22 protein-coding genes and 2 tRNA genes are annotated in these 23701 nt (G+C 59.3%); 9 read left to right on the top strand and 15 right to left on the bottom strand.

Annotated elements, in window-relative coordinates:
* Positions 1-80 precede the first annotated feature (80 nt).
* Positions 81-1190 carry a DUF2817 domain-containing protein gene (locus AC1Q8Q_RS20780; protein ID WP_492598701.1) on the top strand — a complete coding sequence of 370 codons (1110 nt, stop codon included), beginning with the start codon at positions 81-83 and terminating at the stop codon, positions 1188-1190.
* A 182-nt stretch (positions 1191-1372) separates the two neighbouring features.
* Here the strand turns inward: AC1Q8Q_RS20780 and AC1Q8Q_RS20775 are convergent.
* Positions 1373-1449 (bottom strand) — tRNA-Met (locus AC1Q8Q_RS20775).
* 242 nt (positions 1450-1691) lie between these two features.
* On the opposite strand from AC1Q8Q_RS20775, the gene AC1Q8Q_RS20770 reads away from it, so the two are divergent.
* Positions 1692-2909, top strand: coding sequence for an MFS transporter (locus AC1Q8Q_RS20770; RefSeq protein ID WP_020799732.1), 1218 nt, complete (start codon positions 1692-1694; stop codon positions 2907-2909).
* Between the two features lie 100 nt (positions 2910-3009).
* On the top strand, positions 3010-5211 hold the full coding sequence (locus AC1Q8Q_RS20765) for an OsmC domain/YcaO domain-containing protein (protein WP_020799733.1): 2202 nt from the start codon (positions 3010-3012) through the stop codon (positions 5209-5211).
* Positions 5212-5275: 64 nt separating this feature from the next.
* Here the strand turns inward: AC1Q8Q_RS20765 and ychF are convergent, their stop codons facing one another.
* The 8 genes from ychF to AC1Q8Q_RS20725 all read right to left on the bottom strand — a co-directional run bounded on the left by ychF (position 5276) and on the right by AC1Q8Q_RS20725 (position 12192).
* Complete coding sequence (ychF, locus tag AC1Q8Q_RS20760; protein WP_168758944.1) at positions 5276-6376, bottom strand: redox-regulated ATPase YchF; 1101 nt, start codon at positions 6374-6376, stop codon at positions 5276-5278.
* A 22-nt stretch (positions 6377-6398) separates the two neighbouring features.
* Positions 6399-6983 carry an aminoacyl-tRNA hydrolase gene (gene pth / locus AC1Q8Q_RS20755; protein ID WP_020799735.1) on the bottom strand — a complete coding sequence of 195 codons (585 nt, stop codon included), beginning with the start codon at positions 6981-6983 and terminating at the stop codon, positions 6399-6401.
* A 169-nt stretch (positions 6984-7152) separates the two neighbouring features.
* A complete protein-coding gene (locus AC1Q8Q_RS20750) occupies positions 7153-7752 on the bottom strand; it encodes a 50S ribosomal protein L25/general stress protein Ctc (protein WP_007981839.1) in 600 nt (199 codons plus the stop codon).
* 142 nt (positions 7753-7894) lie between these two features.
* Positions 7895-8836: a ribose-phosphate pyrophosphokinase gene (locus tag AC1Q8Q_RS20745; RefSeq protein WP_003171603.1), complete on the bottom strand. Its 942-nt coding sequence runs from the start codon at positions 8834-8836 to the stop codon at positions 7895-7897.
* Between the two features lie 45 nt (positions 8837-8881).
* Positions 8882-8956, bottom strand: a tRNA-Gln gene (locus tag AC1Q8Q_RS20740).
* Between the two features lie 36 nt (positions 8957-8992).
* Positions 8993-9844, bottom strand: a complete 852-nt coding sequence (gene ispE, locus AC1Q8Q_RS20735) for a 4-(cytidine 5'-diphospho)-2-C-methyl-D-erythritol kinase (protein WP_033041355.1) — start codon at positions 9842-9844, stop codon at positions 8993-8995.
* Position 9845: 1 nt separating this feature from the next.
* Positions 9846-10463: a lipoprotein insertase outer membrane protein LolB gene (gene lolB / locus AC1Q8Q_RS20730; RefSeq protein ID WP_033041357.1), complete on the bottom strand. Its 618-nt coding sequence runs from the start codon at positions 10461-10463 to the stop codon at positions 9846-9848.
* 4 nt (positions 10464-10467) lie between these two features.
* Complete coding sequence (locus AC1Q8Q_RS20725; protein WP_033041358.1) at positions 10468-12192, bottom strand: tetratricopeptide repeat protein; 1725 nt, start codon at positions 12190-12192, stop codon at positions 10468-10470.
* Positions 12193-12506: 314 nt separating this feature from the next.
* Here AC1Q8Q_RS20725 and hemA point away from each other — a divergent pair, with 314 nt between their 5' ends.
* The 6 genes from hemA (at position 12507) to AC1Q8Q_RS20695 (ending at position 17875) form a co-directional block, all read left to right on the top strand.
* On the top strand, positions 12507-13796 hold the full coding sequence (gene hemA, locus AC1Q8Q_RS20720) for a glutamyl-tRNA reductase (RefSeq protein ID WP_020799740.1): 1290 nt from the start codon (positions 12507-12509) through the stop codon (positions 13794-13796).
* Positions 13793-14875, top strand: coding sequence for a peptide chain release factor 1 (gene prfA, locus AC1Q8Q_RS20715; RefSeq protein WP_020799741.1), 1083 nt, complete (start codon positions 13793-13795; stop codon positions 14873-14875). The genes hemA and prfA overlap by 4 nt, the downstream gene beginning before the upstream one ends.
* The gene (prmC, locus tag AC1Q8Q_RS20710) at positions 14876-15706 is read left to right on the top strand and encodes a peptide chain release factor N(5)-glutamine methyltransferase (RefSeq protein ID WP_083349750.1); all 831 of its coding nucleotides are present in this window, start codon (positions 14876-14878) and stop codon (positions 15704-15706) included. It begins immediately after the preceding gene.
* A complete protein-coding gene (locus AC1Q8Q_RS20705) occupies positions 15700-16455 on the top strand; it encodes a molybdopterin-synthase adenylyltransferase MoeB (protein ID WP_020799743.1) in 756 nt (251 codons plus the stop codon). Before prmC ends, AC1Q8Q_RS20705 begins: the two co-directional genes overlap by 7 nt.
* Entirely contained in the window at positions 16448-17239 is a 792-nt protein-coding gene (murI, locus tag AC1Q8Q_RS20700; RefSeq protein WP_033044016.1) for a glutamate racemase, read from the top strand. The genes AC1Q8Q_RS20705 and murI overlap by 8 nt, the downstream gene beginning before the upstream one ends.
* 117 nt (positions 17240-17356) lie before the next feature.
* Positions 17357-17875: an acyloxyacyl hydrolase gene (locus tag AC1Q8Q_RS20695; protein WP_020799745.1), complete on the top strand. Its 519-nt coding sequence runs from the start codon at positions 17357-17359 to the stop codon at positions 17873-17875.
* A 60-nt stretch (positions 17876-17935) separates the two neighbouring features.
* Here AC1Q8Q_RS20695 and AC1Q8Q_RS20690 read toward each other — a convergent pair whose 3' ends face one another.
* The 6 genes from AC1Q8Q_RS20690 to AC1Q8Q_RS20665 all read right to left on the bottom strand — a co-directional run bounded on the left by AC1Q8Q_RS20690 (position 17936) and on the right by AC1Q8Q_RS20665 (position 23697).
* The gene (locus tag AC1Q8Q_RS20690; protein WP_492615452.1) at positions 17936-18241 is read right to left on the bottom strand and encodes a YkgJ family cysteine cluster protein; all 306 of its coding nucleotides are present in this window, start codon (positions 18239-18241) and stop codon (positions 17936-17938) included.
* 85 nt (positions 18242-18326) lie between these two features.
* Complete coding sequence (locus AC1Q8Q_RS20685) at positions 18327-19109, bottom strand: SDR family NAD(P)-dependent oxidoreductase (RefSeq protein ID WP_020799748.1); 783 nt, start codon at positions 19107-19109, stop codon at positions 18327-18329.
* A gap of 72 nt (positions 19110-19181) precedes the next feature.
* Positions 19182-20627: a deoxyribodipyrimidine photo-lyase gene (gene phrB, locus AC1Q8Q_RS20680; protein WP_492615451.1), complete on the bottom strand. Its 1446-nt coding sequence runs from the start codon at positions 20625-20627 to the stop codon at positions 19182-19184.
* A gap of 34 nt (positions 20628-20661) precedes the next feature.
* Complete coding sequence (locus tag AC1Q8Q_RS20675) at positions 20662-21603, bottom strand: MerR family transcriptional regulator (RefSeq protein WP_033044013.1); 942 nt, start codon at positions 21601-21603, stop codon at positions 20662-20664.
* Entirely contained in the window at positions 21603-22562 is a 960-nt protein-coding gene (locus AC1Q8Q_RS20670) for a YbgA family protein (RefSeq protein WP_033044012.1), read from the bottom strand. Before AC1Q8Q_RS20670 ends, AC1Q8Q_RS20675 begins: the two co-directional genes overlap by 1 nt.
* A gap of 148 nt (positions 22563-22710) precedes the next feature.
* Positions 22711-23697 (bottom strand): NAD(P)/FAD-dependent oxidoreductase, encoded by a 987-nt coding sequence (locus AC1Q8Q_RS20665; RefSeq protein WP_033044011.1) that lies wholly within the window; start codon positions 23695-23697, stop codon positions 22711-22713.
* Between the last annotated feature and the right edge of the window lie 4 nt (positions 23698-23701).

Here is a 23701-nt window from a genome sequence, read left to right as displayed (position 1 = left end):
GTGGTCGCTCTTCATCAATCGACGGATTTTCTGTAGGGTCATTGCCAGCGATCACCCCACAAGACCCACAAGAGGCAGCCATGCACAGCGAGTTTCCAGCCCAGCCCAGCTACCGTTCCCAGCGCGAACAATTCCTGGCGGCGGCAACCGCGGCCGGTGCGACGCTGAGCGAGTATCCCCATCCTCTCAAGGGGCCATCAGGCGAGGCCTTGGGCACCGATGTAGCGGTACTCGGCGATCCTGGCGCTAAACGCCTGCTGATCGCGCTGAGCGGTACTCACGGGGTCGAGGGCTTCTATGGCTCGGGTTGCCAGATCAAGTGGCTGCAGGAGCTCGGTAAGCGCTCATTGCCTACGGATGTCGCCGTGGTGATGATTCATGCGATCAATCCCTGGGGCATGGCGTGGCTGCGTCGGGTCAATGAAGACAACATCGACCTGAACCGCAATCACCTGGACTTCGATCGTGCGCTGCCGGATAACCAGGCTTATGACGCGCTGCATGAAATTTATGCCTGCACGCAGTTGCGCGGGCCTGAGCGAGATCGGGCCGATGCCTTGCTGGATGAGCAAATCCGCCTCCACGGATGGCCCGCGGTCATGTCGATTGTCGAAGGTGGCCAGCATGCGCACCCGGACGGATTGTTCTACGGTGGGGTGGCCCCCAGTTGGTCGAATCGCACATTGCAGCAGATTATGCAAAAGCACGTGGCCCATGCTGACGTCGCCCTGTGTTTCGACTTGCACACCGGGGCCGGGGAGTATGGGCATCCGATGTTGTTGACGATCACCGAAGCGGCTTATCCGGCGCTGGCCGATGCCCAGGCAATTTACGGTCCGTGGCTCTACACGTTGCACACCGGCGCCGACACCCTGAGCGAAACCGGTGTTGCAGCCACTGCGACCGGCTACACCTCGCAGGCGTTGCTCAATGCGCTGCCGCAGGTGCGGTTGATGCCGTTCGTGATCGAGTGCGGGACTTATCCGGGGCCGGACGTCCATCGACATCTGCGCGATGACCACTGGTTGCATCTGCACGGTAATGTCCACGATGCGCAGGGGCGAGAGATCAAGTTGAATCTGCTTGAACAGTTCTATCCGGCCGATAGCGATTGGCAGGCCATGGTCTGGCTGCGTACCTGGCAGATCTGGGAGCGGGCGTTGTCGGCGCTACCGGCGATTCGTTGCTGATGATGACGATGATGGTGTAGGAGCGAGCATGCTCGCGATGGACTCAAATGCACCGCGGGGGAACCTGACTCCCCGCGTTATCGTTCAAGTCCATCGCGAGCATGCTCGCTCCTACAAAGGAGCAGCCATTTTCTTGAGGCATAAAAAAACGGCTTACCTTTCGGTAAGCCGTTTTTAGCACTTGGTGGCTACACAGGGACTTGAACCCCGGACCCCAGCATTATGAATGCTATGCTCTAACCAACTGAGCTATGTAGCCAAGATGGCGCGCATTATTCACCGGTAATGCAGATGCGTCAAGCGTATATTTAAAATATTTCTCTACACTTTCAACCGCTTATCTTCCTGAACCGAAAAAACGGGCCGGAGGAGGGTGTAGATCGAGTGGAAATCTGCCGAATAGCGAGGTCGTTAGCAGGCTAAGGGGATGGCGCTGCAGCAACGAAAAATGGCACATTGACGCACCTGCCCGTGTGCACCCCTCTGTTTTTCGGAAATTTCATGGCTATCAGCAACGTTCAGCCCGCCACTGCGGCGGCGTCCGCGCCTTCACAAAGCAGCCCCCTGGTCATGCGCATCATCGGCGCGGTGGCACTGGCGCACCTGATCAACGACCTGATTCAATCGGTGCTGCCGTCGATCTACCCGATGCTCAAGGCCAACTATGGCCTGACGTTCACCCAGGTCGGCCTGATCACCCTGACCTTCCAGCTGACCGCTTCGCTGCTGCAACCCTGGGTCGGCTACCACACTGACCGCCATCCCAAGCCCTGGCTGTTGCCAGCCGGTACGGTCTGCACTTTGATCGGCATCGTGATGATGTCGGTGGTCGGCAGCTTCCCGCTGATTCTGCTGGCGGCGGGCTTGATCGGCATTGGCTCCTCGACCTTTCACCCGGAAGCTTCTCGCGTGGCGCGGCTGGCCTCGGGGGGGCGGTTTGGCCTGGCACAATCGACCTTCCAGGTCGGGGGCAACGCGGGCTCGGCGTTCGGTCCGTTGCTGGCGGCGGCGATCATCATCCCTTACGGCCAAGGGAATGTGGCCTGGTTCGGCTTGTTCGCGGTGTTTGCACTGTTCGTGCTGTACCGGATCAGTCGCTGGTACGCCAACCACTTGAACCTGTTCAAGCTCAAGCAGGGCCAGGCAGCGACCCACGGCCTGTCCAAGGGGCGGGTGACCAGCGCGCTGGTGGTGCTCGGGCTGCTGGTGTTCTCCAAATACTTCTACATGTCCAGCCTCACCAGTTATTTCACCTTCTACCTGATAGAGAAGTTCGACCTGTCGGTGGCCAGTTCGCAGCTGCACCTGTTCCTGTTTCTCGGTGCGGTGGCCGCGGGGACCTTCTTCGGCGGGCCCATCGGCGACAAAATCGGGCGCAAGGCGGTGATCTGGTTCTCGATCCTGGGCGTTGCGCCGTTCACATTGCTGCTGCCGCATGTGGACCTGTTCTGGACCACTGTCCTGAGTGTAGTCATCGGCTTCATCCTCGCCTCAGCCTTCTCGGCCATCGTGGTGTACGCCCAGGAGCTGGTGCCAGGCAATGTCGGGATGATTGCCGGGGTGTTCTTCGGCCTGATGTTCGGCTTCGGTGGGATTGGCGCGGCGCTGCTGGGCCACCTGGCGGACATACACGGCATCGAATACGTGTACTTCCTGTGTTCATTCCTGCCGTTATTGGGTGTATTGGCGATTTTCCTGCCACGCGCCAAAAAGGCCTGATCACCTGCCACTAAGCCGTTAGCGCGAGCTTGCACAAGACTTCCGGCTGAAAAGCCGGATAATGGCGGCCATTCGTTTGCTCGCTATTGTGGTATCCCCCATGGAAATCAAGGTCAATTTTCTCGACAACCTTCGACTTGAAGCCAAGTTCGATGACTTCACCGTGGTGGCCGACCAGCCTATCCGCTATAAGGGCGATGGCTCGGCACCGGGTCCGTTCGACTACTTCCTGGCTTCGTCGGCGTTGTGTGCGGCTTACTTTGTGAAGTTGTACTGCGACACTCGCAATATCCCTACCGAAAACATCCGACTGTCGCAGAACAACATCGTCGACCCGGAAAACCGCTACAACCAGATTTTCAAAATTCAGGTCGAGTTGCCGGCAGATATCTCCGACAAAGACCGTCAGGGCATCTTGCGCTCCATCGACCGCTGCACCGTCAAAAAGGTGGTGCAGGCCGGGCCTGAGTTCGTGATTGAAGAGGTGGAGAACCTGGATGCCGACGCCCAGGCGTTGCTGATGCCGGCTTCCATTTCAGGTTCAGGGGCGGGCACCTACATCGTGGGCAAAGACCTGCCGCTGGAACAGACCATTGCCAACATGTCGGGCATTCTGGCCGACCTGGGCATGAAGATCGAAATCGCTTCGTGGCGCAATATCGTGCCCAATGTATGGTCGCTGCATATCCGCGATGCGCACTCGCCTATGTGCTTTACCAATGGCAAGGGCGCGACCAAAGAGGGCGCGTTGGCGTCGGCCTTGGGCGAGTTCATCGAGCGGTTGAACTGTAACTTCTTCTACAACGATCAGTTCTGGGGAGAGGACATCGCCAATGCGGCGTTTGTACACTACCCGAACGAACGCTGGTTCCAGCCTGGCCCTAAAGATGAACTGCCGCCGGAGATTCTCGACGCCTACTGCCTGCGGGTTTACAACCGCGATGGCGAGTTGCGTGGCTCGCATCTGATCGACACCAACTCGGGCAACGAAGAGCGCGGCATCTGTTCGCTGCCGTATGTACGCCAGTCAGACGGCGAGGTGGTGTATTTCCCCTCCAATCTGATCGAAAACCTGTACCTGAGCAATGGCATGAGCGCCGGTAATACGCTGGCCGAAGCGCAGGTGCAGTGCTTGTCGGAAATCTTCGAGCGCGCGGTAAAGCGCGAAATCATCGAAGGTGAATTTGCCCTGCCGGATGTGCCGGCCGACGTGCTGGCGAAATACCCCGCGATACTGGCCGGTATCCAGGCGCTGGAAGAGCAGGGGTTCCCTGTGTTGGTGAAGGATGCGTCCCTGGGGGGCGAGTTCCCGGTAATGTGCGTCACCTTGATGAACCCGCGTACCGGTGGTGTATTCGCCTCGTTCGGCGCGCACCCGAGCCTGGAAGTGGCGCTGGAACGCAGCCTGACGGAGTTGTTGCAGGGCCGCAGCTTCGAAGGCCTCAATGACTTGCCCCTGCCGACCTTTGAAGGCCATGCGGTGACTGAGCCTAACAACTTCGTCGAGCACTTCATTGATTCGAGCGGCGTGGTGTCGTGGCGCTTCTTCAGTGCCCAGTCCGATTACGAATTCGTGGAGTGGGACTTCTCCGGCCAGGGTGAAAACTCCAATGCCGAGGAAGCCGCGACCTTGTTCGGCATTCTCGAAGGCATGGGCAAAGAAGTGTACATGGCGGTGTATGAGCACATCGGCGCGACGGCCTGCCGCATTCTGGTGCCGGACTACTCGGAAATTTATCCGGTTGACGACCTGATCTGGGATAACACCAACAAAGCGCTGTTTTTCCGCGAGGACATCCTCAATCTGCACAGCCTGGACAAGGCCGGCCTGAAGTCACTGCTCAAGCGTCTGGAAGACAGCGAGCTGGATGACTACACCGACATCACCACCTTGATCGGCATCGAATTCGACGACAATACCGTCTGGGGTCAGTTGACGATCCTGGAGTTGAAGTTGTTGCTCAATCTCGTCTTGCAGAAATTTGAAGAGGCCAAGGAGCTGGTGGAAATGTTCCTCCAGTACAACGACAACACGGTCGAGCGCGGCTTGTTCTACCAGGCCGTGAACGTGGTGCTGGAGATGGAACTGGACGAGGACCTGGAGCTGGCCGATTACGAGGCCAACTTCCGCCGGATGTTCGGCAACGAGCGCATGGACGCCGCGATCGGCTCCGTGAACGGCAGCGTGCGCTTCTTCGGCTTGACGCCTACCAGCATGAAGCTGGAGGGCCTCGACAGGCATCTGCGACTGATCGAGAGCTACAAGAAACTGCACGCGGCGCGCGCGAAGGTGACGGGCTAACCCCGTTTAAAGCGCCCACAAAAAAAGCACCCCAGGGTGCTTTTTTTGTTAATGGTTGCGAACGTCAGACGTTGAAGCGGAAGTGCATCACGTCGCCGTCCTTGACGATGTAATCCTTGCCTTCCAGGCGCCATTTGCCTGCTTCCTTGGTACCGGCTTCACCCTTGTACTGGATGAAGTCGTTGTAGGCGATCACTTCGGCGCGGATGAAGCCCTTTTCGAAGTCGGTATGGATCACGCCTGCAGCTTGTGGTGCGGTGGCACCGACTCGCACGGTCCAGGCGCGGACTTCTTCGACACCGGCGGTGAAGTAAGTCTGCAGGTGCAGCATTTCGTAGCCGGCGCGGATCACGCGGTTCAGGCCAGGCTCTTCGAGACCCAGGGCTTCGAGGAACATGTCTTTCTCTTCACCGTCATCGAGCTCGGCGATTTCCGCTTCGATCTTGTTGCACACCGGAACAACCATGGCGCCTTCTTCTTCGGCGATGGCCTTGACCACGTCCAGGTGCGGGTTGTTCTCGAAACCGTCTTCAGCGACGTTGGCGATGTACATGACCGGCTTGGTGGTCAGCAGGTGGAAGCCCTTGATCACCGCCTTCTCGTCGGTGCCCATGTTCTTCATCAGGCTGCGCGCCGGCTTGCCTTCGGTGAAGTGAGCGATCAGTTGCTCCAGCAGGCCTTTCTGGACCACTGCGTCCTTGTCGCCGCCCTTGGCGTTGCGCGCGACTTTCTGCAGTTGCTTCTCGCAGCTGTCGAGGTCGGCGAAGATCAGTTCCAGGTCGATGATTTCGATATCGCGTTTCGGGTCGACGCTGTTGGAGACGTGAATCACGTTCTCGTCTTCGAAGCAGCGGACCACGTGGGCGATGGCATCGGTTTCACGGATGTTGGCCAAAAACTTGTTGCCCAGGCCTTCACCTTTCGACGCGCCGGCCACGAGACCTGCGATGTCGACGAATTCCATGGTGGTCGGCAGGATGCGCTTTGGATTGACGATTTCCGCCAGGGCCTGCAGGCGCGGATCCGGCATCGGCACGATACCGCTGTTGGGCTCGATGGTGCAGAAGGGGAAGTTCTCGGCCGCGATACCGGATTTGGTCAGGGCGTTGAACAGGGTGGACTTGCCGACGTTAGGCAGGCCGACGATGCCGCAATTGAATCCCATGGTGTTTCCCCTCGGGTAAAAGTCAGGCCTTCTGGCTGTGCAGGTTTTTCATCGCGCGGTTCCATTCACCGGCGAGGATATCCGGCAGCACGCCGAGGGCAAAGTCGATGCTGGCATCGAGTTTTTCCTGTTCGGCGCGTGGCGCACGACCCAGGACGAAATTTGAAACCATGCTGGCGACGCCCGGGTGACCGATGCCAAGCCGCAGGCGGTGGAAAGTGTTCTGATTGCCCAGTTGCGCAATGATGTCGCGCAAACCGTTATGACCGCCATGGCCGCCGCCCACTTTGAGTTTGGCAACGCCCGGAGGCAGATCGAGTTCGTCGTGTGCCACGAGGATTTCTTCAGGCTTGATGCGGAAGAAACCTGCAAGGGCCGCCACGGCCTGGCCGCTACGGTTCATGTACGTGGTGGGAATCAGCAGACGAACATCCTGACCCTGATGCGAAAAGCGCCCGGTCAGGCCGAAATATTTGCGGTCCGCCACAAGGTTCACACCTTGTGCGTTCGCGATGCGCTCAACAAAAAGGGCCCCTGCGTTATGCCGGGTCTGTTCGTATTCAGCGCCTGGATTTCCCAAGCCAACGATCAGTTTAATGGCAGTCACGATAGGGGCCCTTCATTGGAGTGGTGGATAACATCGCCGCAATCAGGGAGTGCGGCGAAAGTGGACGAAAAATGCTCATTTACCATGATGTAAACTCCGCGTTCTCGCCCGCTTTCTCGCTACGCTCTAGTCCGCGATGTTTCCGGTCACTCCGGCAACGCAGAGTAAATTACTCTGCAGCGCCTTCTGCAGCTTCTGGAGCAACACGTGGAGCGTGGACGTTGGCAACAGCCTTGTCATCGCCGTGTGCCAGAGCAACAAACTCAACGCCTTTAGGGGCTTTGAGGTCGGACAGGTGAATGATCGAACCGATTTCAGCGTCAGCCAGGTCGACTTCGATGAACTCAGGCAGATCTTTCGGCAGGCAGGAAACTTCAATCTCGGCAACAACGTGCGAGATTTCGCCGCCTTTCTTGGTCGGTGCTTCTTCGTTGATGAAGTGCACTGGAACGATAGCGGTCAGCTTCTGGCCGGCAACTACGCGTACGAAGTCAGCGTGCATCACGTGGCCTTTGGCCGGGTGACGTTGCAGAGCTTTGATTACGACGTTTTGCTTGGTGCCACCAACGTTCAGCTCGATGATGTGGCTGTAAGCCGCTTCGTTTTCGAGCAGTTTGGCAACTTCTTTGGCCAGCATGCTGATGGATTCAGGGGCTTTGTCGCCACCGTAAACTACAGCTGGAACCAGGCTTGCGAGACGACGCAGGCGGCGGCTCGCACCTTTCCCCAGGTCGGAACGCACTTCAGCATTCAGAGTAAAATCGTTCATGTTGTATCTCCAAAATAACCACACTCGCCCCAGCGTTTGCGACCAGCGCTAAAGGCGATATGGGCAAAAAAGCCCCGCCCCGACAGGAATGCCGGGGCGGGGCGCTTTTCGTCAACGAGACATTTCGAGAAGGGCAGGGCCCTTAGCGGAACATCGCGCTGATCGATTCTTCATTGCTGATGCGGCGAACCGCCTCGGCAACTACCGGTGCGATATCCAGTTGGCGGATACGCGCACAGGCTTGTGCTGCAGCGGACAGCGGGATGGTGTTAGTCACCACCAGCTCGTCCAGCACGGAATTTTCGATGTTTTCGATCGCCCGACCGGACAACACAGGGTGCGTGCAGTAGGCGAAAACCTTGGCAGCGCCATGCTCTTTCAAGGCCTTGGCCGCGTGGCACAGGGTGCCGGCGGTATCGACCATGTCATCGACCAGAATACAGGTACGCCCTTCGACATCACCGATGATATGCATCACTTCAGAGTGATTGGCTTTCTCACGGCGTTTGTCGATGATCCCGAGATCCACGCCCAGGGATTTGGCAACGGCACGTGCACGCACGACACCACCAATGTCCGGGGATACGATCATCAGGTTTTCGAAGCGCTGATCTTCAATGTCATCCACCAGAACCGGGGAGCCGTAGATGTTATCTACCGGAATATCGAAGAAACCCTGGATTTGGTCAGCATGCAGATCAACCGTGAGAACACGGTCGATGCCGACTACGGTAAGCATGTCAGCCACGACTTTCGCGCTGATAGCTACACGTGCGGAACGCGGACGGCGATCCTGGCGGGCATAACCAAAGTAAGGAATAACAGCAGTGATACGAGTAGCCGAGGAGCGGCGGAAGGCATCAGCCATCACTACCAGTTCCATCAGGTTATCGTTGGTCGGAGCGCAAGTCGGCTGAATAATGAAGACATCTTTACCGCGGACGTTTTCATTGATCTCGGCTGTAATTTCGCCGTCGGAGAATTTACCGACAGAGATGTCACCGAGAGGGATATGCAGCTGACGTACGACACGCCGAGCCAGATCGGGGTTAGCATTCCCCGTAAAGACCATCATCTTGGACACGCGCAGTACCTAGAGGCTGAGGGTAACCTGGATGAGTATAGAAAATGGCAGGGGCGGCTGGATTCGAACCAACGCATGGCAGGATCAAAACCTGCTGCCTTACCGCTTGGCGACGCCCCTGTATCTGTTGCAACGATTACCCAGTAATCGGTTCCTTTAGAGCAGACTTTGCAGCTTGCGATGCAACATCGAGATGTTGCTTCCTTTTGCTACAAACCCTGTAAGGGTCTCTGTAAGAAGGGCCGAGACTTTATCAGCTTCAGCTTTGCTTGGGAAGCCCCCAAACACACAACTTCCAGTTCCGGTGAGTTTTGCTTCGGTAAAATTACCTAACAAATTCAATGCGTTACGTACCTCTGGATAACGCCTTGCTACCACCGGCAAGCAGTCATTTCGACTGTTTCCCTTGGGAACGGGGCGCACTTTAATGGGAGGAGTGTTACGTGTCAACAACGGATCTGAAAAAATTTCTGCCGTACTTACAGAGACTTGCGGCACCAGCACGAGATACCAGGGTTCCTCCGGGTCGACAGGGGTCAGTTTCTCGCCCACGCCCTCGGCGAAAGCCGCATGGCCGCGCACGAAAACCGGGACATCGGCGCCCAGCGTCAAGCCCAGCGCGGCCAGCCGATCCTCGTCCCAACCCAGTTGCCAGAGGTGATTGAGGCCGAGCAGGGTGGTGGCGGCATTCGAACTGCCGCCGCCGATGCCGCCGCCCATGGGCAGGACTTTATCGATCCAGATATCAATACCGAGCGAGCAGCCGGATTGCGCCTGAAGTTTTTTCGCGGCCTTGACGATCAAGTTACTGTCGTGGGGGACGCCTTCGAACTCGGTGTGCAGGCAAATGACACCGTCGTCGCGCACGGCAAAGGTGATTTCGTCGCCGTAGTCGAGAAATTGAAACAGCGTCTGTAGCTCATGGTAGCCGTCTTCGCGGCGACCCAGAATGTGCAGCATCAAATTGAGTTTGGCCGGCGACGGCAGGGTCAGGCGATTGGTTGGCATGTCATTGCCCCAATTTGCGTGGTTGCCAGGCCTTGATCACCAGCGTGACATCCAGGTCGGTGCCGTGCAGTTTGATCCGCTCGGGCAACCAGTAACCATTCTGCTCGGTGTAGGCCGTGTACTCGACCTGCCAGCCGTCCTGTTCGAGGTTAGCCAGGCGGCTGTCGCCATCGAGCGTCAAGCGGCTTTTGCTGTCCGGTGCCGGGAGCCCGCGGACCCACCAGGCCAGGTTGGAAACCGGCAGCTTCCAGCCCAGCTGTTCTTCAAGCAGGGCATCCGGGGAAGGCGCTTCGTAGCGTCCCTGGTTAGCGACCTCCAGGGAAACCTTGCCCGGACGCCCGGTCAGGCGCGCTGCACCGCGACCCAATGGGCCCGAGAGGCGGATGTCGTAGTATTCCTGGCGTTGCAGCCAGAACAGCGTGCCGCTGCCGGAATCCTTGGGCGCGCGGATGCCGATCTTGCCGTCGATCTGCCAGCCATCAAGACTCGCAAGTTGCAGTTTGTGCTCGCGCCATTGCGCTGGGTTGCCGTGGCCCACGACCGATTCGCGGGCAGTGAAACCCGCACAGCCGGCGAGCAGGGCGATAAAACTGAATACGATGAGGTGGCGCAAAAACATAATCTTAAAGAGTCTCTGATCCGGTCAGGCGCTTGATGGTACTGCGCAGGGTAGGGCTGTCGGGCTGATCCTTGAGGAACTTGCCCCAGATTTGCCGCGCTTCGCGTTGCTTGCCATTGGCCCACAGGACTTCACCGAGGTGGGCGGCGACTTCCTGGTCGGGGAAGCGCTCCAGGGCCTGGCGCAGCAGGCGCTCGGCTTCGTCGAGATTGCCCATGCGGTAGTTCACCCAGCCGAGGCTGTCGAGAACCGCCGGGTCTTCCGGAGTGATCCGGTGCGCTTGCTCGATCAGCGCCTTGGCTTCGGCGTACCGCGTCGTGCGGTCAGACAGGGTATAACCGAGGGCGTTCAATGCCATGGCATTGTCTGGATCGCGCTTGATGATCAGGCGCAGGTCTTTTTCCATTTGTGCCAGGTCATTGCGTTTTTCCGCCTGCATGGCACGGGTATAGAGCAGATTCAGGTCGTCCGGGTATTTTTGCAGCGCTTGCTCCAGGACTTTCCAGGCCTTGTCCCCCTGTTTGTTGGCGGACAGGGTTTCGGCTTCGATCAGGTACAACTGGATCGCATAATCCGGTTGCTCATCGCGCTCTGCCGCCAGCTTGCGCTGGGCTTCGGCAGTCTTGCCGTTATTCATCAGAATGTCGGCCTGACGCAGTTGTGCAGGCAAATAGTCGTTACCCGGGCCGACCTGGTCGTACTCGATCAGCGCGCCTTGGGGATCGTTACGTTCTTCAGCAATGCGCCCAAGGTTCAGGTGCGCCGAGTCGACATGGCTGTCACGGGCGATCAGGTCTTCAAGGTAGCCCTTGGCCTCGTCCCAGGCTTTGGCCTCCAGGCAGACGAGCGCCAGGGAATAACGCAGGTCGTCGTCTTCGGGGTATTGCTGCACCAGGCTTGAGAACTCGGCCTTGGCATCATCCATGCGGTCCTGTTCAACCAGCATGCGCGCGTAAGTCAGGCGAAGGCGCTTGTCATCCGGATACTTCTTGATGCCTTTTTGCAGCAGGGGCAAGGCTTCGTCGCCGCGATCAAGGGACTGCAGCAAGCGTGCGCGCAGCAGGATGGGGGCGATTTCTCCATCGTCCGGCGGATTGTCTTCCAGCAGGGTCAGTGCGCCTTTGGTGTCGCCATCCTGTTGCAGCAGCAAAGCCTTGCCGAAAATCAGCTGGCCGTTGTTCGGGTGGCGCTGCAGCAAACGGTCAAAACTTTTCATCAGGCCATTGCGCGTGTCCTGGTCGGTATCGGCCGCGGACAGAGCGAGGAAGTCGAAATGGGTATCGCCCTTGCCCTGCAGCACTTTCTCCATGTAGACCATGGAATCGTCATAGCGCCCGGCGCGTGCCAACTGCACGGCGGCGGCCCGCTGGGCCTCAAGGTCGTCCGGCGCGTTTTTGGCCCAGATCAGTGCCGTGTCCAGGGCGGCCTGGTCGGCGCCCAGGTACTCGGCAATGCGGAATGCCCGCTCGGAGATGCCCGGATCCTGGGTATTGATGGCCTGGGTCACGTAGTTGTCCAGGGCGATGTCGAAACGATTGCGCTGGCCAGCCAGCTCCGCACTCAGCAGGCTGAAGACGGTGTCTTCGCTGAATGAACTGTAGACCTTGGGCTTTTCAGGGGCCGGGGTGGAGTCTTCGACCGGCGACGGGTCATCCGTCGACACGGGAGCCAAGGCCTGGCAGCCGCTGAGAAAGACGAGGGCGAGGAGCAACGCGGAAGATCTATTCATATAGGAAGAGGACGACTAACCTGCGGTCGGATCATCATGACACAAGCCTTCGGTCAAACATAACCGGCCCCGGCAATTTACCGTCACACCCCATGCCCGGCCCCACCCTGTAGGAGCTGCCGCAGGCTGCGATCTTTTGATTTTGCTTTTTCAAGATCAAAAGATCGCAGCCTGCGGCAGCTCCTACAAAGGCTGAAACGAGAATGGATCGCAGGTCGGGATACCGCCTACCAGGCCAATAGATATCGAGTAGTTGTTCTGAATCTGGCGAAGTAGGACAATTGCCGGCTTCACGTCACCACCAGCGACTTTGAATGGCCTTCCTTGCACTCGGTATTAACCACAAGACTGCTTCAGTAGACGTCCGCGAGCGCGTGGCCTTTACCCCTGAACAGCTGGTCGAGGCCTTGCAGCAGCTCTGCCGACTCACCGACAGCCGCGAAGCTGCGATCCTCTCCACCTGCAATCGCAGCGAACTCTATATAGAGCAGGATCACCTGTCGGCGGATACCGTGCTGCGCTGGCTGGCCGAATATCATCATTTGAGCCTCGATGAGCTGCGTGCGAGCGCTTATGTGCACGAAGACGATGCGGCAGTTCGTCACATGATGCGAGTCGCCTCCGGGCTTGATTCGCTGGTGTTGGGCGAGCCGCAGATCCTCGGCCAGATGAAGTCGGCCTACGCCGTGGCTCGCGAGGCCGGCACCGTCGGACCGTTACTCGGGCGCTTGTTCCAGGCGACGTTCAATGCGGCCAAGCAAGTGCGCACCGACACCGCCATTGGCGAGAACCCGGTGTCCGTGGCGTTTGCCGCGGTCAGCCTGGCCAAACAGATTTTCAGTGACCTGCAACGTAGCCAGGCCTTGCTGATCGGTGCCGGCGAGACCATTACACTGGTCGCCCGCCATCTGCACGACCTGGGTGTGAAGCGTATCGTGGTGGCCAACCGCACGCTGGAGCGCGCGAGTATTCTGGCCGAGCAGTTTGGCGCCCATGCGGTGCTGCTATCGGACATTCCAGCAGAGTTGGTGCGCAGCGACATTGTCATCAGTTCCACGGCGAGTCAGTTGCCGATCCTTGGCAAAGGTGCTGTTGAGAGCGCCTTGAAACTGCGCAAGCACAAACCGATCTTCATGGTCGATATTGCCGTTCCGCGGGATATCGAGCCAGAAGTCGGCGAATTGGACGACGTATACCTCTACAGCGTCGACGATCTCCACGAAGTGGTCGCCGAGAACCTCAAGAGTCGCCAGGGTGCAGCCCAGGCGGCGGAAGAGATGGTCTCGGTGGGCGCCGAAGACTTCATGGTGCGCCTGCGTGAGTTGGCGGCGGTGGACGTGCTCAAGGCCTATCGTCAACAGAGCGAGCGCCTGCGCGACGAAGAATTGCAAAAGGCCCAGCGTCTGCTGGCCAATGGCAGCAGCCCCGAGGAGGTGCTGGTGCAACTGGCACGCGGCCTGACCAATAAACTCTTGCACGCACCGAGCGTGCAATTGAAAAAGCTCTCTGCCGAAGGTCGCCTCGATGCGCTGGCGATGGCCCAGGAACTCTTTGCCCTCGGTGAGGGCTCATCGGAAAGCTTTTCGGATAAGAAACCGCAATGAAAGCGTCACTGCTCAATAAGCTGGACATCCTCCAGGACCGTTTCGAGGAATTGACCGCCTTGCTTGGCGATGGCGAGGTCATTTCCGATCAGAACAAGTTCCGTGCCTATTCCAAGGAATACGCGGAAGTCGAGCCGATCGTCGAAACCTACAAACAGTTGCTCAAGGTGCAGGGTGACCTCGAAGGCGCCCAGGCGCTGCTCAAGGATAGCGACCCGGACATGCGCGAGATGGCCGTGGAAGAAGTCCGCGAAGCCAAGGAGCGCCTGGTCGAGCTCGAAGCCAACCTGCAACGCATGTTGCTGCCCAAGGACCCGAATGACGGGCGCAACGTATTCCTCGAAATCCGCGCCGGCACCGGCGGTGACGAGGCGGCGATTTTCTCTGGCGACTTGTTCCGCATGTACTCGCGTTACGCCGAGCGTCGCGGCTGGCGGGTGGAGATCCTCTCGGAAAACGAGGGTGAACACGGCGGCTATAAGGAAGTGATTGCGCGAGTCGAAGGCGACAACGTCTATGGCAAGCTGAAGTTCGAGTCCGGCGCCCACCGCGTGCAACGGGTGCCGGCGACCGAGTCCCAGGGACGCATCCACACGTCGGCCTGCACCGTGGCGGTGTTGCCCGAGCCGGACGAGCAGGAAGCGATCGAGATCAACCCGGCAGACCTGCGCATCGATACCTACCGCTCCTCCGGTGCGGGCGGTCAGCACGTGAACAAGACCGATTCGGCGATCCGCATCACACACTTGCCGTCCGGTATTGTCGTGGAGTGCCAGGAAGAGCGTTCGCAGCACAAGAACCGTGCGCGGGCGATGTCCTGGCTGTCGGCCAAGCTCAATGACCAGCAAACCAGTGCCGCCGCCAATGCCATCGCCAGTGAGCGCAAGCTGCTGGTGGGCTCGGGGGACCGCTCCGAACGTATCCGTACCTACAACTTTGCCCAGGGCCGGGTGACCGACCACCGGGTGAACCTGACGCTGTATTCGCTCGACGAAATCCTCGCCGGGGGCGTCGATGCCGTGATCGAGCCGTTGCTGGCCGAGTACCAGGCCGATCAACTGGCCGCGATAGGTGAGTAAATGACGATCATTGCCAGTTTGTTGCGTGCAGCCGATCTGCCCGACTCGCCCACGGCGCGCCTGGATGCCGAACTGTTGCTGGCGGCTGCGCTGGGCAAGTCCCGCAGCTTCCTGCACACCTGGCCGGAACGCATCGTGCCGAGCGAAGCGGCGTTGACCTTCGCCGAGTATTTACAGCGCCGCCGCAGCGGTGAACCGGTGGCGTACATTCTTGGCCAGCAAGGTTTCTGGAAGCTCGACCTGGAAGTTGCGCCGCACACGCTGATCCCGCGGCCAGACACCGAGTTGCTGGTGGAGGCCGCGTTGGAGCTGTTGCCGGCCACCCCCGCCAACGTACTCGACCTGGGCACTGGCAGTGGCGCGATTGCCTTGGCCCTGGCCAGCGAGCGTCCGGCCTGGAGCGTCACTGCCGTGGATCGCGTGCTGGAAGCCGTAGCCCTGGCCGAACGCAATCGCCAACGCCTGCATCTGAATAACGCCAAGGTACTGAGCAGCCATTGGTTCAGCGCCCTGGAAGGTCAACGTTTTCAACTGATCATCAGTAACCCGCCCTACATTGCAGCCACCGACCCGCACCTGGTCGAGGGCGATGTGCGTTTTGAACCGGCCAGCGCCCTGGTGGCCGGTGTCGACGGGCTTGATGATCTGCGTCTGATCGTCGCCCAGGCGCCGGACCATCTCGACACGGGCGGCTGGCTGATGCTCGAGCATGGTTACGATCAGGCCGAGGCCGTCCGCGATTTGCTGTTGACCCGCGGTTTCGAGCAAGTTCACAGCCGCACCGATCTGGGCGGTCACCAACGCATCAGTCTGGGGCGCCTGCCGTGCTGAATGATCAGGAGTTGCTGCGTTACAGTCGGCAGATTCTGCTGCAACACATCGATATCGACGGCCAGTTGCGGCTCAAGGACAGCCGAGTATTGATCGTCGGCCTCGGTGGCCTTGGTGCGCCGGTGGCGCTGTACCTCGCCGCCGCAGGGGTTGGCGAATTACATCTGGCGGATTTCGACACGGTCGACCTGACCAACTTGCAGCGCCAGATCATTCACGACACCGACAGCGTCGGCATGGGCAAAGTCGATTCGGCAATCAAGCGCCTGACGGCGATCAACCCCGAAATCCGCTTGATCGCTCATCGTGCAGCGCTCGATGAAGATTCCCTGGCCGCTACTGTCGCCGCCGTAGACCTGGTCCTGGATTGCTCGGACAATTTCTCCACCCGTGAAGCGGTCAACGCGGCTTGCGTGAGCGCCAGCAAGCCGCTGGTCAGCGGCGCGGCGATTCGCCTTGAAGGGCAATTGTCGGTGTTCGATCCGCGTCGAGCAGAAAGCCCGTGCTACCACTGTCTATATGGGCACGGCAGCGAAGCTGAATTGACCTGCAGTGAGGCCGGGGTGGTCGGGCCGTTGGTGGGATTGGTCGGCAGCCTGCAAGCGCTTGAAGCGTTGAAGTTGCTGGCCGGATTCGGCGAGCCGCTGGTAGGGCGCCTGCTGCTGATCGACGCCTTGGGTTCGCGCTTTCGCGAATTGCGAGTCAAGCGAGATCCGGGTTGCAGCGTCTGTGGGCCCAAGCATGCGTGAAGCGCCGATTGGCGTATTCGACTCCGGTGTCGGCGGGCTTTCGGTGCTAGCCGAGATCCAGCGTTTGTTGCCTGACGAATCCCTGTTGTATGTCGCCGATTGCGGGAACATTCCCTACGGCGAGAAAACCCCGGAATTTATCCAGCAGCGTTGCAGCGTCATGGCCGAGTTTTTTCAACGCCAGGGCGCCAAGGCCCTTGTCCTGGCCTGCAACACCGCCACTGTCGCCGGTGTTGCCGACTTGCGTCGCGATTACCCGCAATGGCCCATCGTCGGCATGGAGCCCGCCGTCAAGCCGGCCGCTGCCGCTACCCGCAGTGGCGTGGTCGGCGTGCTGGCCACGACGGGAACCCTGCAGAGCGCCAAGTTCGCCGCGTTGCTCGACCGCTTCGCCACCGACGTTCGAGTGATCACCCAACCTTGCCCGGGGTTGGTCGAGTTGATCGAAAAAGGCGACTTGCACAGTCCCGTCCTGCACCAGCTGCTGGAGCGTTACGTCCAGCCGCTGCTTGCCGAGGGTGCCGACACCATCATCCTGGGCTGCACCCATTACCCTTTCCTCAAGCCCTTGCTCAAACAGATGATTCCCGACGACATCAGCCTGATCGATACAGGTGCGGCGGTTGCGCGTCAGCTTCAGCGCTTGCTCGCCGAGCGCGAATTACTGGCCGCCGGGCCTGCTCGTGCTGCGCAATTCTGGACGAGCGCCGATCCTGTTCATTTCACAAATATATTGCCGATACTGTGGAATAACGCTGGTGTTGTGCGAAGCTTTGAAGAGTAAGCAAATTCTGGGCAGGGGAAGAATTTGGGCTGAACTTCTGAATAACCGTCGACTTCTATAGCTGTGAACGTAGATCAATAAAATACCGAACGTAATCGTTGGGATAAGGATGTTTCTATGAAGCGACTATTTTGTTTGGCCGCGATTGCGGCTGCATTGATGGGGCACAGTTTCACTGCGCAAGCAGCAGGCGTGGAGTTCGGAGTCGGTCAGACCGGCGAATCAACCATGACTTATCGATTGGGCATGCAATTCGATTGGGACAAGAGTTGGTGGCAGAGCGACGTGGGTCGTTTAACCGGTTACTGGAGCGGCGCCTACACCTATTGGGATGGCGACGAGACCACCAGTAATCACAGCCTTTCATTTTCGCCAGTGTTTGTTTACGAGTTCGCCGGTCAGAGCGTTAAGCCTTACGTCGAGCTCGGGTTTGGCGTGGCGGTGTTCGCCAGTACTGAAGTCGAAAGCAATGAACTGGGCAGCGCGTTTCAGTTCGAGGACCGCTTAGGTGTGGGCCTGCGCTTTGCCGGTGGGCATGAAGTCGGAATTCGCGCGACGCACTATTCCAATGCCGGGATTACCAGCCCGAACGATGGTATAGAAAGTTACGCGCTGCATTACACGATGCCGTTGTAAGGATCACTGTCTGAGCAACATACCCTGTGGGAGCTAGCCTGCTGGCTCCCACATTGAGTTTCAGCGATACGCCGTCGAAATCCCTTGGCGCTCTTCGATGCATTCCACCGCCCCCATCTCGAATTCCCTGCAGATCAGCGGGCGTTTTTCGTAGATGGTGCACATCATCGTGTTGCGATCCAGCGCGGCACACCAGCCGTCGTCCAGGCGCAACATGACCTCTCCACCCCAGTCATCGGTGTCGATGAATCGCTCGGGCACGCCGGTATCGGTGATCAGCATGACTTCGAGCTGGCAGCAGCAGGCTGCACAAGTCGAGCAGGTCACCGCGGGGGTGGCGATTTGTAGGTGAGGGATGTTTTTCATGGCGCGCAGTGTAAGGCAGTCAGCCGGCACCGTGTGAAAGCTCTGACGGACGCTCAGTCGCTGGCATCCGCTGCAAGTCTTTCGATCACAACTGATCCATGATTGGCGGGCTGCTGCGAACCATGCGTTTGCCAATCGCCAGCTTCGTCCGGTCGAGCATTTTCGGTAGCGGCCATAGGGTGGACATGAGCATCCCCGGCAGCGCGATCTCCAGTGGTCGGCTCCTGATTTCGTGGAAGATGTGCTGCGCAGCTTTCCCTGCCTTCCAGGAGAGTGGCATGGGTAAATCATTTTTCCCGTTCAGTGTCGTCTGGACGAACCCGGGATTGACCATTGTGACTTCGATCCCTTCCGGTGCGAGGTCGATGCGCAGGGATTCGAACAGGTAACGCATCCCGGCTTTCGAGCCGCGATAAGTTTCGGCGCGGGGCAGTGGCAGGTAAGTCACCGAGCTGGCCAGGCCCACCAGGTGCGGTGCGGTACCAGCGCGCAGCAATGGCAACGCGGCTTCGATGCAGAAGCTGCTGGCGAGCAGGTTGGTGCGCACCACATGCTCGATGATCGAGGCGTCGAACTGCTTGCCATCGACGTATTCGCAGGTGCCGGCGTTAAGGATCACGGTGTCCAGAGAGCCCCAGTCCCGAGCAATCCGTTCGCCGATTTCACGTACTGTCTGGCTGTTGGTCAAGTCACCAGCGACCACCAATACTTTTCCGGGGTAACGCAGGGACAAGACTTTCAGTGGGGCCAGCGAGCGGGCGCTAACAGCCAGGTGGGCGCCGCTCTTGAGTATTTCTTCAGCCAGCGCGGCGCCAATGCCGTTACTCGCACCGGTCAACCAGTATCGTCGTGGAGGGGTAAGATTCATCCCATTCTCCTTTGCAGAAAGCCAGTCGCCCGGCCAAATTCCATCTGGTGTTCATAGAGACGCTGCAGGAGGTTATTCATGGAGGCTCCCGGCAGTCTGCCGCGACGGCAGATTCTTGAAGGCAGCCAGGGCGCGGGCGCGGGAGGTGCTCAGGTCGACGATCGGCGCCGGATAACCTGCCACGCCGAACAAACCGCCAAGATACGCCGGGTTATGCACAGCCTTTTTATCGAGCCCCGACAGTTGCGGGAGCCAGTGCTTGATGAACAAGCCTTCGGCGTCGAATTTTTCCGACTGGCTCAGCGGGTTGAAGATACGGAAATAAGGCGCCGAATCGGTGCCGGTGGACGAACTCCATTGCCAGCCGCCGTTGTTCGCGGCCAGGTCGCCGTCGATCAGGTGGCGCATGAAAAAGCGTTCGCCCTCGCGCCAGTCGATCAGCAGGTTCTTGGTCAGGAACATCGCCACCACCATGCGCAGGCGATTGTGCATCCAGCCGGTTTCCAGCAGTTGGCGCATGGCTGCGTCGATGATCGGCAAACCGGTGCGGCCCTGCTGCCAGGCGGCCAGTTCTTCAGGGGCGTTGCGCCACGCCAGGGCTTCGGTTTCCGGGCGAAAGGCACGGTGACGAGAAACCCGCGGGTAGCCCACCAGGATGTGTTTGTAGAACTCGCGCCACAGCAGTTCATTGATCCAGGTGATGGCGCCGACCTTGCCGCTTTCGAACTCGCCCTGGTTGCTTTGCAGCGCGGCATGCAGGCACTGGCGGGGCGAAATCACCCCGGCGGCCAGATAGGCCGAGAGCTGGCTGGTGCCGGGTTTTGCCGGAAAGTCGCGCTCGCTCTGGTAGTAGTCGATCTGTATGTCGGTAAAACTGTCGAGACGGCGCCGGGCTTCGTCTTCACCGGCCGGCCACAGCTCACGCAGGCTCTCCGGGGGGGCGTCGAACCCTTCGACCTGCGTCGGGATGGCGTCGCTGGCAATATTCAGTGCGGTTTGCGCCAGTGGTGTGCGTACCAGGCTGGGCAGTGAATGATGCAGTCGTTCATAACAGACTTTGCGGAACTGACTGAAGACCTGAAAGTAACTACCGGTTTTGGTCAGCACACTGCCGGGCTTGAATAGCAGTTGGTCGAGATAGTCATGGACCTCGATGCCTTCGGCTTTCAGGGCCTGGGCTACCGCTGCATCGCGGCGGGTTTCGTGGATGCCGTATTCCTCGTTGAGATGCACCGCATCGATCTGCAATTGCCGGCACAACTCGAGCAGCACTGCCGGTGCGTCATCCCAGCGTGGGGCATGGCGGATCAGCAGGGGAATGTTCAACTGGCCCAGCGCACCACTCAACGCCTGCAGGTTGCGCAGCCAGAAGTCCACTTTGCAGGGGGCATCATCATGTTCGCGCCATTGCTCCGGGCTCAATAGATACACCGCCACGGTCGGGCCACGGGCTGCCGCGGCCGAGAGGGCGGTGTTGTCATGCAGGCGCAGGTCGCTGCGCAGCCAGATCAATTGCATTGTTGTGTTCGCCCGTTTCATTGAACAAACGCCATTAGATGAGCCCGCGTTGAACGAGTGCCTGGTGCGCCGCCAAGGGGCTGTCGGCCAGGTACAGGTCACTGATTTCGGAAGTTATTGCGCACAACTCGGTGTGGTGGATGCACACCGTCGCTCCGACGATCATTTTTGGGCAACTGAGGCTGTTTAAAAGTTTCGGCAATGTTGAAAGTTTTATGGCTTTGCTGGAATAAAGCAGTACGCCCCGTGCTTGCAGAAGATCGACAGCCAGCGCAAGTTCACCGGCGGGCAATGGCCAGTCAAACACTTGCACCGGGCAATCGGCACTGCTGATCAACCAGGCCGTGAGCCACACGTGAGGTTCGAGTGGCAGATCCGATTGATTGATCAGCAGCAGTGGCGCGCCGTGTAACTGGCGGTTGTTGTGGTAGAGGCGCGCGCCAAATTTGCTTCTGAGCCAGGAGTAAAAAAATCCTCGCTCCATTTGCGTGCCGAACTGGCCTTGCCAGCGTTGTTCCAGCTCCGCCAGCAGGGGCATGAGTAACTGCTCGCACAGGGTGCGCGGCGGGTACAACGCCATGGCTTGGTTGATGGTGTCGTCCAGGGGGCGTTCGGTCAGCTGCGTGACGGCGGTGAACAGGGTATTGCGCAACACTTGCCAATCGTTTTCAACGAGTTCGCTGAAAGCCTGCGGCGTGTCGAGCAGTTGCTTGACCTGGCTGACGGCCACGCCGCGGTTGAGCCAGGTGAGAATCGTCAGAATACGTTGGACATGTTCAGCCGAGAACAGCCGGTGCCCCTTGGGCGTGCGGTGCGGCACGATCAGGCCGTAACGACGTTCCCAGGCTCGCAGTGTCACGGCGTTCACCCCAGTCTGCCGGGCAACTTCGCGAATCGGCAGCCAGCCATCATCCAGGGCCTTCTTGAAGTCGGCACCAAAGTCTTCGCTGGCGCTGCTGTCGAGTCGGGATTTCATTAGATTGCATTTCGCAGGCTGAGATTTTCCGGGTGAGGTTGCAGGTACGCCTGCTGATCGATGTACGGGTCGGGATGCTGGCGAAAGTGATGCTTGAGCAACGTCAGCGGCACCACCAGCGGCACGATGCCTTGGCGGTATTGCCCGATGAGGTTTTGCACCTCTTTCTTGTCCTCGGCGCTGATGGCTTTTTTCAGGTAACCGCAGAGGTGCTGCAAGACATTGGTGTGGGTGCGGCGGGTTGCGCATTGCTTCAGGGCCGCCATCAACAGGCTGAAGTAGCGTGGTCCGAGCTCTTTCGGGTCGGTCTGCCCCATGTTGCCCAGCAAATTGCCGAGCGTTTTGTATTGCACCGGGTTGTGGGCCATCAGCAGGTACTTGTAGCGCGAGTGAAATGTTGTCAATCCACGGCGACTCAGGCCTTCGTGCAACAACTGTTGCCAGGCGCTGTAGGCGAATACACGTGTGATAAAGTTTTCTCGCAGCACCGGGTCGTTCAGCCGACCGTCTTCTTCCACCGGCAAGTCTCCTTGCTGGGCACAGAACGCTTGGGCGTAGATGCCCCGTCCACCACCCTTCTGCGGTGCGCCATTGACGTGGTAGACCTTGACCCGCTCCAGGCCGCAGGAAGGGGATTGCTGCATGAAGATGTAACCGCAGATATCGTCAAGTTCCGCCGCCATGTGCCGACCATAGTCCGCCAGCGGCCGGGTGACGTTGATCTCGCGGTCGACAGTGCCGACGGCCTGAGGTGCGTCCGCATCCCCTACCAGGCGGATTGGCTGGCGCGGAGTACCCAGGCCAATGGCGACTTCAGGGCAGATCGGGACAAAATCGAAATAGTCGCTGAGGACCTGGCTGCACAGGCGCGATGCCTTGTGCCCGCCGTTGTAGCGCACGTCAAAACCCATCAGGCAGGCGCTGATGGCGATTTTCGGTTTGGCAGGGGGCAGGGGCATCGAACACCTCGGAATCTAAAACTGTACAGGGCTGAAAGTCTGTACAACATAGGTTCATCATAGATTCAAAGGTGTACAAGTCAAATTGTTTGTATAGGTTTTTCATCAGCTCCTACAGTTACCAGCCATCAGCTCGGATTGATGCAGTTCACTGCAAGTGTGCATGCAGGCGTCGGGCGGCTTCCTGGCCGCTGAGCCAGGCACCTTCGACGCGTCCGGAAAGGCACCAGTCGCCGCACGCATACAGCCCCAGGTCCGCATCGGCCAGGGTGCCCCACTCATGGCTGCTGGCAGGGCGGGCATAGAGCCAGCGGTGGGCCAGGCTGAAGCTGGGCGCGGGCATGGCATCGTGCAACAACTCGGCGAACGCGCCGTGCAATTGCTCGATCACTGCTTCTTTGGGCAAGTCGATATGCTGGCGACTCCAGGTACTGTTGGCGTGCAGCACCCAGGTGTCGAGGGTGTTGTCGCGCCCTGGTTTGCTGCGATTACGAGCCAGCCAGTCAATCGGACTGTCCTGCACGAAGCAGCCTTCCATTGGTGTTTCCAGGGGCGTCTCGAACGCCAGTGCAACGGCCCAGGTAGGGTCCATTTTTACCCCGGCGGCGGCGCCAGCGAGTTTTGGCGCGGAGGCCAGCAGCGCGGTTGCCTGGGGTGCCGGGGTGGCGATGACCACATGGCTGAACGGACCATGGGTGAAGCCTTCGGCATCCTGCAGGTGCCAGTGTTCTTCGCCGCGATACACCTCGGTGATCCGGCAGGCGAAATGCACTTCCAGGTCCCCCAGCAGGGAGCGGGTGATGGCGCTCATCCGCGGGGTGCCAACCCAGCGCGTCTGTTCGTCCGGCGACAGATCGAGCCGGCCACCATGGAAGGTGTACAGCTGCGGTGTCCATTCGGCGACCCAGCCACGGGCCTGCCAGCGCTGGACTTCGGTGACAAAACGACGGTCGCGGGCGGTGAAATATTGCGCACCCATGTCCAGGGCACCCGCATCGCTGCGCTTGCTCGACATGCGTCCGCCACTGCCGCGGCTTTTGTCGAAAAGTTGCACGACATACCCCAGGTCGGTCAGGGCTTGTGCGGCTGAGAGCCCGGCAATGCCGGTGCCGATGATTGCGATAGGTACAGTCATAAGG

The organism is Pseudomonas sp. GW823-FHT06B06 (genome assembly GCF_058795195.1).
This window is presented reverse-complemented; position numbering and strand designations above follow the sequence as displayed.